Source organism: Bacteroidia bacterium, from assembly GCA_041391665.1.
Classification (GTDB): Bacteria; Bacteroidota; Bacteroidia; order J057; family J057; genus JAGQVA01.
On record JAWKNO010000003.1, the window covers coordinates 246,899 to 259,642 of the forward strand.

The 12,744-nt window shown below is 46.3% G+C and carries 11 protein-coding genes; 7 read left to right on the forward strand and 4 right to left on the reverse strand.

Annotation, left to right across the window (positions count from 1 at the left end; genetic code table 11):
* The first annotated feature begins 43 nt into the window (after positions 1-43).
* The 7 genes from R3D00_23810 to R3D00_23840 all read left to right on the forward strand — a co-directional run bounded on the left by R3D00_23810 (position 44) and on the right by R3D00_23840 (position 9,694).
* Positions 44-1,486, forward strand: coding sequence for a hypothetical protein (locus tag R3D00_23810; protein MEZ4776221.1), 1,443 nt, complete (start codon positions 44-46; stop codon positions 1,484-1,486).
* Positions 1,487-1,563: 77 nt separating this feature from the next.
* Positions 1,564-3,150 (forward strand): caspase family protein, encoded by a 1,587-nt coding sequence (locus R3D00_23815; GenBank protein MEZ4776222.1) that lies wholly within the window; start codon positions 1,564-1,566, stop codon positions 3,148-3,150.
* Between the two features lie 127 nt (positions 3,151-3,277).
* Positions 3,278-4,045 (forward strand): hypothetical protein, encoded by a 768-nt coding sequence (locus R3D00_23820; protein ID MEZ4776223.1) that lies wholly within the window; start codon positions 3,278-3,280, stop codon positions 4,043-4,045.
* Between the two features lie 23 nt (positions 4,046-4,068).
* Complete coding sequence (locus R3D00_23825) at positions 4,069-4,647, forward strand: hypothetical protein (protein ID MEZ4776224.1); 579 nt, start codon at positions 4,069-4,071, stop codon at positions 4,645-4,647.
* A 12-nt stretch (positions 4,648-4,659) separates the two neighbouring features.
* Positions 4,660-6,105 carry a C1 family peptidase gene (locus R3D00_23830; protein MEZ4776225.1) on the forward strand — a complete coding sequence of 482 codons (1,446 nt, stop codon included), beginning with the start codon at positions 4,660-4,662 and terminating at the stop codon, positions 6,103-6,105.
* Between the two features lie 119 nt (positions 6,106-6,224).
* Positions 6,225-8,192: a PAS domain S-box protein gene (locus R3D00_23835; protein MEZ4776226.1), complete on the forward strand. Its 1,968-nt coding sequence runs from the start codon at positions 6,225-6,227 to the stop codon at positions 8,190-8,192.
* Between the two features lie 14 nt (positions 8,193-8,206).
* The gene (locus R3D00_23840) at positions 8,207-9,694 is read left to right on the forward strand and encodes an aminotransferase class V-fold PLP-dependent enzyme (protein ID MEZ4776227.1); all 1,488 of its coding nucleotides are present in this window, start codon (positions 8,207-8,209) and stop codon (positions 9,692-9,694) included.
* Positions 9,695-9,751: 57 nt separating this feature from the next.
* On the opposite strand, the gene aqpZ is transcribed toward R3D00_23840, so the two are convergent.
* The 4 genes from aqpZ to R3D00_23860 form a co-directional block, all read right to left on the reverse strand.
* Positions 9,752-10,441, reverse strand: coding sequence for an aquaporin Z (gene aqpZ / locus R3D00_23845; protein ID MEZ4776228.1), 690 nt, complete (start codon positions 10,439-10,441; stop codon positions 9,752-9,754).
* Positions 10,442-10,686: 245 nt separating this feature from the next.
* On the reverse strand, positions 10,687-11,727 hold the full coding sequence (locus R3D00_23850) for an alpha/beta hydrolase (protein MEZ4776229.1): 1,041 nt from the start codon (positions 11,725-11,727) through the stop codon (positions 10,687-10,689).
* Positions 11,724-12,350: a hypothetical protein gene (locus tag R3D00_23855; protein MEZ4776230.1), complete on the reverse strand. Its 627-nt coding sequence runs from the start codon at positions 12,348-12,350 to the stop codon at positions 11,724-11,726. The genes R3D00_23850 and R3D00_23855 overlap by 4 nt, the downstream gene beginning before the upstream one ends.
* A gap of 73 nt (positions 12,351-12,423) precedes the next feature.
* Entirely contained in the window at positions 12,424-12,615 is a 192-nt protein-coding gene (locus R3D00_23860) for a hypothetical protein (GenBank protein MEZ4776231.1), read from the reverse strand.
* Positions 12,616-12,744: the final 129 nt, after the last annotated feature.

Consider the following 12,744-nt stretch of genomic DNA (forward strand, 5'->3'; position numbering starts at 1 on the left):
AGCTTTTTCGTCTTATGATTACAGGAACCGAATCACTTACGCAATGAAGCGCTTATTTCTGTTTTTTCTGATCGCTACCTTTGTCCCCATTCTCCACGCCCAGCCGGTTATCAGCGGAAAAATGGTCCTGGAGGGCTTTGAAATCTATCCCGATTTCAAGACACCCAATCTGTATTATTACGCGCCGGGCAAACTGGCGCTCGGCACAGAATCCAACGGAAAGCCGCAGTTTCAACTCGTAGAAATGCGCTATACCGGCACAGCGTGCACCGACGATCAGGGACAACAGCGATTTCTCAATCTCGCGCAGTTTACCGTCAGAATGGCCCCGATGTCGCCCAATGCGCTCAACACGATCCGGCAAAAACTCACGAAAGGTAAAACGCCCGTACTGAAGCCGCTGCCGATTCGTTACATTGAGTCTTTTCTCGTAACGGCTGTAGGGAAAAATGCGGAAGAAGGATCGGGCTTTCAGCGAATCGCCAAAGGCAGTAGTTTTGGGGCAGAAACAGCCTCAGGCAGTACCGGTTCTTATTGGACAGAACGCACATTTACCCTGAAGCTCGAAAACTACGAAGCGCAGCTGCTTTGGGAACAAATCACTACAGGCAAACTTTCAGTGAGTTTTGGATACGCATTTTTTGCCGATGCGGTGTTTGGCAATATGGCCAGTGTGAGCATTTCGGGTGATTCAGCCAGTGTTGCGCAGTTGAATGAAACCATTTCTGCCGAAGACCTGGTACAGGACGCAGATACAACCGTAACGCCTATGGCTATTCGCAGCGATGCTTTTGCGATAGTTGTAGATGTGAAAAAATGGCCGGAAGCATTAAAGAAACTCGACATCAACGAAGGCATGCCGCCGGCGTATCCTGCCGTTCAGGTCGCGTGTTATGATTTTTCCGATGAGCTGAGACCAGACCTCTCGCTGAAAAAGATAGAAGTAGAAGCCATTGGTGTAGGCGGACAACCGCTGGCCCCCATTTCGGCCCGGTTCAGTAAAGGAAACCCCGACGCCAATTATCTCAACCTCAACTTTCCTTTTGCCGTGAGAATGGACCGCCCGATGCGTTACCGGATAGTAGAATTTACCCAGGCAGGTGAAAAAATCACCGGTCCGTGGCTGGAAAAAGAATCCTGCGCAGGACTGATTGATATCACAACCGAAGCAGAAAACAATAAAATGGCGCGCGTAAGCGTGGAATTGGAAGCAGACACGGAGGGCATGCTTACAGCAGGACTTTCACAGGCAGAATGCCTGATTTCCTATTCCGTTGGGGAAAAACAGGTAAAACAACTGGTATCATTTTCTACCCATGACCCTTTGCCTATTCAGTCGCTTACCTTCACCTGTCAGAAAGATCAGCCGCTGACTTTTCGGGTAAACTGGAAAAAAGAAGATGGCGGCGTGATCAGAGGCGTTGAGCGAAAGTTGCAGGAAGAATATTATTACCTTACGCCACCCGCACCTGAAAGTAACGAATGATTTTTTTATATTTATTCACCGTAGTTCCTTTCTGAAGATTGACCTCATTAGCATTTCCCCTGGCAAGAACTGATACAATGACTAAAAAATACCTACAGATTCCCATTGCCATTTTCTGGCTGACCTTCCTTGCAGTTGGTTGCAAACCCACCCAGACAACCAGCACCAACAACGGGCAGGTGACCATTGATTTTGACAAACCCACAACAGGGGCCGTCGCCATTAACTTTGGAGAAGATCCCAACCGAAAAAGTGCTCCGGTGATCGAGTGGATTTCCCCCGTAGCTGAAAAAACCGAAGGGTATGACCATGTGCATATCGAGCTGAAAGTCACCTCAGAAGAACCTGTAACCGATAAAGACTTTTCGATCTACGTAGCCAAAATCAAGCTCGGAGACAATAAAGCAGGTGAAAGGCCCCTATTCAAAAAAAACAATGAGTATTTCTTCAGCGCCAATGTGCCCTTAGACCGGGCATTTGAAATGAACGTCGTCGAGGTCAAACTGGTAACTCCTTCCGGTGTGGTCGTAAGTGCGCCGCCCCGATTTGTATTTATCAAGGAAAAAATCGAAACAGAACTGACCTGGATTTCGCCCAATATTGTACTGTATCAGGACAAACCCTATACCCACAACGACGAACTCCTTCCCGTAGAATTTAACATTCAGTCTCAGGCTACCGTAACCAAAAACGACATGACCATCGTGCTCAATGGCCAGCGGATCCGTGCATCTGAAGGAGCAACGCTCGTGCAGTCTTCCAACGGGCGGTATTTTTTCAAAGATTTTGTCCCCATGGCCAATAAAGAATCCTTCCAGACCATTCATCTGGAAGTATTTGGCCAGGCTTCAGAAGTGTTGAAAGTCAATTTTGTGCCCCTCACCAAACCCAACCTCTACATTGTGTCTATTGGCCCGAAAACAGACCTCAAGTACACCGTCAACGACGCCAGAGACTTTGCCGGACTGTTTGCCAATCAGGGAGGCGCCGGGGGAAACCGGTTGTACGCAAAAGTGGAAGTCCTTTCGCTACTCGCCGAAAACGCCACTGCTGGAGAGATCAAAGGTGTGCTGGAAGAATTTCGCACCAAGTATGTCACACAAAACCTCAAATACAACGATGTGCTGGCCATTTTCATTTCTTCTCACGGCTTCCTCAACAATGGAAACTTCCGCATCAAAGGCGACGACTACAAACCTTCGCGGCAGGAAAGCACCTCGGTATCTTACCAGGATGATATCATTGACAAGCTGAAGGAAATTCCCTGTAAAAAGCTCATCTTCCTCGATGCCTGCCATAGCGGAGGTGCGACAGCCACCGGCGAAAAAGGAGATGCAGTCAGTTCTTTCGAAATCAACCTCGCCATTCAGAAACTCAACAAAACACGCGAAGGGTTTATCACCATTGCCTCCAGTCAGGCAGAGCAATATTCCTACGAAGATGACGTATGGAAAAATGGCGCATTTACAGAAGCGATTGTCAAGGCGCTGGGATCAGCACAGGCTGACACCGACAGAAATAAAATCATTACCACAACAGAACTCTATGACTATATCAGCCGGGAAGTCCCCCGTATCGTCAAAACCGTCAAACGCCAGGACCAGGTGCCGAAGCTCGTGGAAAACGATCTGGGGGATATCCCGCTATTCGTAGTGACGCAGTAGACTTTTCGGGGCTTAAACCTTGCGGTGGCTGAGGCTCTCGAAGCCCCGCAAAGTTCGAAGCCACCGCAAGGTTCGAAGCCCCGCAAAACACAAAAAAACAACTGAATCAACTGACAACTATAAAATTATGAAAAAACTCATTTCGCTTACATACCTCCTTATCGGACTCGCTTTTGGCCTCTCCGCACAAAAAAACCACGCTGTAAACTACCGGGTAACGGCTGCTGATGACAGCAAAGTACAGGTCACATACGACCTCCCGCCCAACGGCAGCCATCGTGCCTTTGACGTGTCGCTCCAGACTGAAACCCCCAGTATCAAACCCAGAACTGTACAGGGCACGGGAAAAGGCATTTTCTCAGGAACCAATCTCGTCATTGACTGGTATTATACTGCCGACGGCTATTCCAAGGCAGATCTCACCGGATTGAAAATTGTCGTTATGGCTATCGATCCACTGGAAGAGCCGAGCATTGAAACCAATCAGCCCCGTGAAATCAGAACCATTTCTCCCTGGGCAGGTCTGGGGGCAGTAGGTGCTTCAGGGTTAGGGCTGCTTACAACCGGTGTTATTTCTGAAAATAATGCCCAGCAGGACTACGAAATCTATACCACCAATCTCAATCCTTCCGCGTCAGTTTACACAGAACTGGGAATCACCCGTGACGAGTTGTACAACGATGCCAACAGCAAACACAAAAAAGCAACCGCATTGATGATCGGCGGCGGCGTAGTGATTGCTGCGGCAGGAGTAATTCTTATCAACCGTTTGAACGTACAGAAAAAAATCAGAAATATGCAAAGCTCCCGACTGGAAGTCAGCCCAATGTACCAGTCCGGATCTGCATTCAACAGTGGACACCAGGCTGGATTGAATGTGAGTTGGAAATTTTAGTTGTTATTCAAATTATGTAGATAATGAGAAATTTAATTGTGTTGGGTTTTTGTCTGTTTACCCTGGTACCGAAAACATTCAGTCAGGGAACCTACGAGGCCTTGAACCTGTTTATCAATACACCTTTTTTTGATGAATTTCTGGAAATGCGCAAGCGCTCAGAAGAAGCCGTAAAGGATTTTAAAGCGATTCAATACCGCTACTCCGATGAGGATGCGGCCATGCTTCGCGACCATTACAATGCCTCTGCGGAGTATTTCAACAAAGCGCTTGTCAATATCAAAGACGATATGCTTGACAAGGGAAAACGCAAATACATTGCGACTTATCCGCTGTCTTATTCCAAGCAGGTGGAAACAGACCTTCGCCGGGCAAAAGAATACTACGAAAATACCTTTCAAAAGGAAATTGCGCAGATTACCGGTGGTGAAATTACCGGAACCGCCTTTCTGACGATGATGCCACAGTTGTTGCAATACGGAAAAACTGCCTTTGCCATTGTGCAGAAAATCCAGTCAGAAATCAACAATTTCAATGAGTCCCTTTTGCAGGTACATTTTTACGAAAAGTACAGGTTTCGCACCTGGGACGAGATTGAATAAATAAAAAGTCAAATGCTAAAATACGGGCTTCTGGTTCTTTTTTTCATCTCGCTGCTGCTCCCGATCCGGGGGCAACAGCCGGGCACAGGCTTGTTGTTTGACGACGAAAGTTATGACGAAGTCGCCCGCCAGCCCGACTATGGGCAAAAAGGAGGCAATGATACCATCCTCAAAGTTGACCTCAAACCTTTTTGCCCCAAGCCCATCAACCAGGGCCCCTTCTCCACCTGCACCGGTTGGTCGGTAGGCTATGCCAGCCATACGATCGAAAACGCTATACTCAACGGCTGGGCCGGGCAGACAGATAAAATCACAGAAAATGCATTCAGCGCATTTTTTCTCTACAACCAGATCAAAGAGTCGGAAGGTTGTAACGAAGGTACTTATATCACCAAAGCGCTCGAACTGATGCGCGACAAGGGAAATGTATTTTCCAAAACTTTTGACCCCGACGGTTGTGAAAAGATGCCCGGCCCCGGCGACCTCGTCATCGCGCAAAAATATCGCATCAAAGATTTTCGCAGATTATTTGACCGGGACGCACTACCGCGAGAAAAAATCACCGCTGTCAAACAAAGCCTCATTGACAAAAAGCCCGTGGTCATCGGAATGCAGCTCAAACAAAACTTCCTCGAAATGCGCAGCTCAGAGTGGTGGTTTCCCGACCTGGGCAACAGTCCGCTGCTGCCGATGGGACATGCCATGGCCGTCATCGGATTTGATGACGGAAAAGGTACAGCCGGAGGCGCATTTCAGATCATGAACAGCTGGGGAACCAGCTGGGGTGACGGGGGTTTCTTTTGGGTGAACTACGAAGACTTCGCCAAATACTGCAAGTATGGGTTCCAGTTTTCGATAGAAACCTCCGAAGCCCAGAAAGTAGATCTGGTGGGCAAGGTCAATTGCCGTTTTCCAAAAGTAAGCGGAGATCAGGTTTCATTCACCAACGTCGCCTCCACTTTCCGAAACAACGCCTACAACCTGTCGGGCAGAACGTGGAAAAAAGACGACATCTTCCAGTTGCAGGTATATGATGTGACGGGGGAGCGGTTTATGTATGCCTTCAGTTATGACGCCGATGGCAATATCAATCTGCATTGGCCACGCGACGGCAAACTCGACGACAAATTTCAGGGGCAGCATCAGAGTTCGGTCATCGTTTCACGCGACATATTTCTGACGCTCCCGGAAGAAACCGCTGCATTGGAACTCAACAAACCAGGACTGGAGCAGATATGCTTTTTATTCAGCTCCACCCCTATCCCTGACATCAACGAAAAGCTCAAAAGCATAAAAAATCAGGGCCCCAACCTGAGCAAAGCCGTGTACACCGCCTTCGGCGACCAGATGCTCACCCCTGACAAGGTATCCTATATGCAAAAATCCATCGGCTATTGGGTCTCCAAACGCTACAGCGACAAGATCGTGCCAGTGTTTTTGCAGATGAATGTGCAGTAAATGTAAAGGAAACACATTCCTCCCTTGTAATATTCCCGATTAAAACGACGCATTTGCGGATAAGATTTCTTTTTTGCTTTCTGTATATTTGAACCATCCCTGACATAAATACCCAAAATATGGCGGATGAAATTATGCAAGACGAGAAAGATAAACTGATTGCCGAATTATCTGAAAAGCTGGAGCACGCCAATTTCCTTGCCAGCATAGTCGACAATATTCAGGATCTGGTGATTACGACAGACGTCCATGCGGTCATTACACGTTGGAATCATGTCGCGGAAAATCTGTTGGAATGGAAGGCGGAAGAAGTAATCGGAAAAACAACAGCGGAGATTTTAAAGGTTATTTATACAGACCAGAACAGAGAGCAAATCCTCGAATCATTTGCTCAAAAGGATTATTGGCAGGGAGAGGTTATTTATCACACAAAATCAGGACGCCCTGTATATGTTCTGACCACAGCATCCAGGCTTAAAGACCCCAATGGTCAAATAACCGGCAGCCTTATTCTGGTAAGAGATATTACCGAGCGGAAAAAGGCAGAAAATGAATTAAACAGGTTAAATGAAGAACTGGAACGCCGTGTCAAAGCACAAACCGAAGAAGTAATCAAAAATGAAAAACGTTTTCGTTCACTAATAGAAAATGGTGCCGATTGTGTCGTCATATTAGGCGCCGATGGAGTGCCAACCTATACCTCCTCCTCTGTTACCAAAATACTTGGCTATACGGAAGAGGAAGCCATGAATCTTAATCTATTTGAAATCATTCACCCAGATGATATAGAGGGGGTTTATGCAAAAATGAAAACGGTTCTGGAATACCCGGGGATAACTATTCCCGGCCATACTTCACGTACCCGGCATAAAGATGGTACATGGAGGTGGCTGGAAGCTAACATTACCAACCTATTGGATGATCCGGATATTAATGGAATAGTTGATAATTTCCGGGACATTACCTCTCGCAAAGAATTGGAAGACTTGCTAAATAAAGCCAATAAACTCGCGCGTATTGGGGGCTGGGAAGTAGATATGATCAAAGGAAAGGTGTATTGGAGCGACATCACGAGGGAAATTCACGAAACTGGACTTGACTTTATACCTGATCTTGATTCAGGAATTAATTTTTATAAAGAGGGCAAGTCGCGAGCGCTTATCACTCAAAAAGTCAATGAAGCCATTGAAACGGGAAAACCGTGGGATGTTGAATTACAAATTATTACCGCTAAAAACAATGAACGATGGATACGAACGATTGGTGAGACAGAGTTTGTCGATGGTAAATGTGTGAGAATTTATGGCAGCTTTCAGGATATTGATAGCCGGAAAAGAGCTGAAGAAGAAATCAAAAGGTTAAATGAAGAACTTGAGCAAAGGGTGATCGAACGTACAGAGAAGCTTACGATTGCAAACCGCGAGCTAGAACAGTTTGCTTATGTGGCTTCACACGACCTTCAGGAACCGCTGCGAACGGTTTCCAATTATATGAAGATATTCGAAGAAGATTACAAGGATCTGTTGGGCAACGATGGCCTAAAATATCTTCATTCTGTAAACAATGCGGCAAGAAGGATGAGTAACCTGATCCAATCACTCCTGGATTTTTCGCGACTCGGGCACAATTCGAATCTGGCGTATGTAGATATTAAAAAAGTAATTCAGGATGCCATTGCCGATCTCCATATTATAATCTCCACCTCAGATGCTGACATCCAGATTTCTGAAATGCCAATGCTGAATGTTTACGAAAATGAAATCCGCAAGGTATTTCAAAACCTCATTGTCAATGCCATCAAGTTTCAAAAAGAAGGTGTCAGGCCGAGAATTCAGATTTACGCAACGAAAGTCGAGAATATCTGGCAATTCTCGGTAAAGGATAATGGGATTGGAATCAATCCGGTTTACTTTAAAAAAATATTCAATATTTTTCAGCGGCTGGAAAGCCGGACCAACTACGAAGGTAACGGAATCGGGCTGGCCAACTGCAAAAAAATCATTCAAATTCACAAAGGCGAAATCTGGGTAGAGTCAATCCCCGGAAAAGGAAGTACTTTTCATTTCACGATTCCCTATCTTTCGTGAATAAAAATCTACGAATGCCCTCTGATACTCTCCCTTATTCTCCCCAAAGCCTTGAACCTCATGACTGGTCTCACATGCGGGCACTCGGTCACCAGATGATCGAAGATATGATGGATTTCCTCGAAGGAATCAGAGACCAACCCAGCTGGAAACCTGTGCCGGAAGAAGTCAAATCGCATTTCCGGCAGGATTTACCCCAACAGCCTACTGATGCGGCGGCGGTTTATCAGGAGTTTAAAGATTTCATTCTCCCCTACCCCAAAGGAAATATTCACCCGCGTTTTTTTTCCTGGATACAGGGAACCGGCACACCACTTGGGGCACTCAGCGATATGCTGGCTTCTGCCATGAATCCCAATGTCACTATTGGCGAACATGCTGCTATGTATGTCGACCAGCAGGTGGTGGACTGGTGCAAACAAATGCTCAACTATCCCGCCGAAGCCTCAGGCATCTTGCTGAGCGGGGGGTCTATGGCCAATATTACCGGACTTACCGTCGCACGAAACGCCCAGACAGGAATCAATATCAGAAAACTGGGCCTCAAAAATGCAGATGTTTCCCTAGTCCTGTACTGCTCTTCAGAAACCCATAGCTGCATCACCAAAGCCGCCGAAATCATCGGTATAGGGACAGACGCCGTGCGGCATATTCCCGTCAATGATCATTTTGAAATGGATATGGAGCGATTGGTCCGCGCTATTGAAGATGATCTTTCGGCGGGGCTGACACCTTTCTGTGTGGTCGGCACAGCAGGTACAGTGAATACAGGCGCAATTGATCCTTTGGAGGAAATATATGCGATATGCAAAAAGTATAAATTGTGGTTCCATGTAGATGGAGCCTATGGCGCACTGGCCAAAATTGACCCGAATTGCGCCGAAAGACTAAAATTTATCGAACAGGCAGACAGCGTAGCTTTTGATCTGCACAAATGGCTTCATGTACCTTACGAACTGGGATGCCTGCTGGTCAGAGATGCACGGGCACACAGAAACTCTTTTGCTATTACGCCCAACTACTTGTTGCAGTCAGACAGAGGATTGGCGGGAGGCCCTGACTCCATCAACAATTACGGATTTGAATTGTCCCGAAGCTTTAAGGCACTGAAAGTATGGATGGTGGTAAAAGAACACGGGATTCAGCGATATGCAGAACTCATTGCCAAAGACAATGCCCAGGCCACTTATCTCGCCGGTAAAATCTCACAACACCCCAACCTGCAGCTTTTAGCACCCGTAAATCTGAGCATTGCCTGCTTTCAGTATACAGATTCCGCGCTAAACCCTGCACAAATCAATAAACTTAATAAAGAGCTCATTATTCAACTTCAGGAACAAGGGATTGCCTCCCCCTCATCTACCATTTTGAATGGCAAATACTGCATACGCGTTTGTATCGTCAATCACAAAACAACCTATTCTGATTTAGATCTTATGTTGCAGGCGATCATAGATATCGGGAGAAAACTCACCCTTTCTACCCTGGAAAAAGAGAAGTAAATTTGAAAAAATCTGCGTGCAGATACCTTTAACGATATCTGCACGCAGCAATTTTCTTTATTTTTTTGTTTCAGGCGCCAGGTACTTATAGACCAGTCCCGCCAAAATCGCCCCTACGATCGGAGCTACCCAGAAAAGCCACAACTGCCCAATTGCCCAGCCACCGGCAAATAACGCCTGACTGGTACTTCTGGCAGGGTTGACAGAAGTATTGGTAACAGGAATACTGATCAGGTGAATCAGCGTCAGTCCCAAACCAATAGCCATACCTGCCATACCTGCGGAAGCATTCGAATGGGTAGTTCCCAAAATGATCATCAAAAACATAAAAGTCATAACCACTTCGGTAACCAATGCCGCCACCATGCTGTAACCACCGGGCGAATGCTCACCATAACCATTGGCAGCAAATCCTCCCAGCTCAAATCCGGGTTTTCCACTGGCAATGACAAACAGAATACCCGCTCCGGCAATTGCGCCTAATACCTGTGCGCCGATATAGGGAAGGAGGTCTTTCTGGTCAAACCTTCCGCCCATCCACAGACCGACAGATACCGCAGGGTTGAGATGACATCCGGAAATATGACCGATAGCATAAGCCATCGTAAGAACGGTAAGGCCGAAGGCGAGTGATACGCCCACAAAACCGATACCCAGTTCAGGGTATGCTGCTGCCAAAACAGCACTTCCACAACCGCCCAGTACGAGCCAGAGTGTGCCGATAAATTCTGCGAGTAACTTCTTCATTTTGCAAGTATAATTAGGTTAATAGTAGACTATTCCGAAACAACTGGTGCAGATAAATAGCCATCTTTTACCAGCTTACTGAATGTAAGACGGATTTACCACACAAAGTCACTTCAATATATTGTAAAAAATGAAGAAATAAAATATACGGGTTATTGTGTTAGTCTGGAATATTAACCGTATCACCCCTGGTAAAATTCACGGGGCAGATATAACCATTCTGACGATACAGGTTGGTATTTGCGTTACTTCAACCGGTCAATAAACTGAATGACTTCTTCTGCAAACTTATCCGGCTCCGTATCATAGGGGTGATGCACGGACCGATCAAATATTACCAGTTTTTTATCTAAAGTCCCCAGTCGCCTTAGTGCGTCATATCCCAATACAGGGGGCACACTGATATCGTATTTCCCCCATAAAAGCAGGGTGGGTATCCGGATATTAAAGAGTTCCTGGGTCACAGAATAACCGATATCTCTGGCGTAAATAAAGGGTCTATTGAAAAGCGCTGATACTTTCCAGTTGATGGGGTTGTTGTCAATCACAATGCGGTAGAGCTCTTCAGAAGAAACACCCGACGGCTCCACTGCCCCGGATTCGACGAGGAGAGAAACGACCGCCTGTGCCTGGTCCAGCATGGGTGCATAATCATCGTCTGACAGAGAATCCAGGTTAGAGACCTCCTTGTAAATTTCCTCCCATGTATCGGGCTCATATCCCAATAAAATCTGTTCCTCTACAATTGAAAGCAACAACTGGCGGCGGGCAGTTCCGGCAAATTGAAAATCATGGGCGCCATCTACTTCGATCCAGCCTTTGAACAGAGGCTGATTTACCGGATCGACCAAAACGGCTGCACTCAACGCACCGCCCCAGCTATGTCCCATCATAAAGAGTTTGATGTCTTCGCCATACTTGTGCCGGAGTACTGCGACCAGCGCCAGCAAATCTTTGGCCATGAGATCAATCACATCATCAGGTTGGCTGTAATGCCCCTGAGACATTCCCTGGCCCCGCTGATCCCAATAAACCACCGCATAGCGTTTTTCCAGTTCGGCGGTGAAAGCTCCGGTGCGAAAACCAAGTCCAAGACTCCCCGCTCCGTGGACGACGAGGAGAAAAACTTTTTCAGATGCATTGCCGTGGATATAAGCAGGCATATCGGCACCTTCATGGCTGACATAAATCGTATCACTCAGCATATCCGGGTCTTCTTTCGCACAGGAGACCAGGAGCATAATACACAGAAACAGGATATATATGGAGTAGTGAGTAATCTTCATTTTCGGCGAAATTTTATAGCAAACTGATATCCCAATTCAACATTTAACAAAGGCAAAACATAAGTATTGTAAGGCATGAGCACCATCAAATGAATGTGGGCATACACGCCAGTGGGATTCTGAATGGATGTGACTTTACCAAGTCCTGCGCTGACTTCGGGTGCGAAGTACCAGCGTCCCGGAATCGTTATCTTCGTAACATCGCCTTTTGAAGACACCTGGTAGGTTTCGGGCAAAAAGGAGCGGTAAAGCCCCAGCGGACTTATTCCCAACATACAATAAAACCCGCGGGGTTTGATCTTGCGGTATCGAAATCCGGCCTGTACAAATCGGGCCTGGTAAATATTGGGATCGGCATATCCTGCAAGTTTTACCTGTGCAGATAGCTGTTTGAGATAAGACCTACTCTTATCGTCGTCAGCCTTAGTTTCACGGAAGGTATAATCTGTATCAAAAGAAAAGCCCGGATTCCAGAGGTTATTGCCATAATATCCCAGGCTGAATGTGAGGGTGGAGTCGTATTGTGAAAAGGCTGAAAATGAGTGAATTAAAAAACCCAAAACAACAGATACGCTGGCAAAAAAATTTTTTCGCCCCAAAGGGCAATTGACAGAGTGATTCATTCCAAAGCGTTTGATACAGAGTCAATATAGGAACAGGAACTCCGTATTCCAAACCTTTGTGATTGTACTGCCTTTATCTTGCCGCTGTTTTCGGCAATACAAATAAGTCGATCAACACAGAAGCAAACACGTAGACCTCGACCAGCCGATCTGCCGGGGATACCTCAAAGAAAAAGAATTTGACAAGGTAATAAACCGCACATATCGCTACACTGATTGCCCAGGCAATATACCAGATTGGTTTTCCTTTTAATTTATTGAGCATATTCAGAAAGTTTATTTTACTAACCAATGATTCAAAAATCACCTGTTGGTTGAAAGAAATCCATTTTTTTTCAATCAGCATCAGCAAAAAAAAAGGCCGGAGATTGCTCCAGCCTTATTGTGAGAAGAA